1 protein-coding gene is annotated in these 315 nt (G+C 40.6%); it reads left to right on the forward strand.

Translation table 11 applies throughout. From position 1 onward, the window contains the following. The coding region (locus tag NO346_RS14730; RefSeq protein ID WP_256415606.1) for a transposase family protein at window positions 1-237 on the forward strand (237 nt) is incomplete at its 5' end. Between the last annotated feature and the right edge of the window lie 78 nt (window positions 238-315).

A 315-nucleotide genomic window follows, 5' to 3' on the forward strand; every position in this document is an offset into this window, starting at 1 on the left:
TGCTTAAGTTATTGGCGTGAATACCGAACCTTGTTCCATGTCGCAACAAGTTATGGCGTGTCAGAGCCCACTGCTTCAAGAATCGTACGTCATGTAGAGGACTGCTTAATCAAGTCCAATTTATTTAATTTACCCAAAGATTTACCCGAGGGCGAAGGCATTGACTGGAATGTGGTGATTGTAGATGCCACAGAAATTCCAATCCAAAGGCCTAAAAAAACAAAAGAAAAGCTATAGCGGCAAGAAAAAGACCCACACTTTCAAAGTACAGGCCGTCATTCATTATCAAACTCAAAAAATCCTGAGTTTATGTAC

The organism is Acinetobacter sp. 5862 (genome assembly GCF_024494585.1).
Taxonomy (GTDB): Bacteria; Pseudomonadota; Gammaproteobacteria; order Pseudomonadales; family Moraxellaceae; genus Acinetobacter.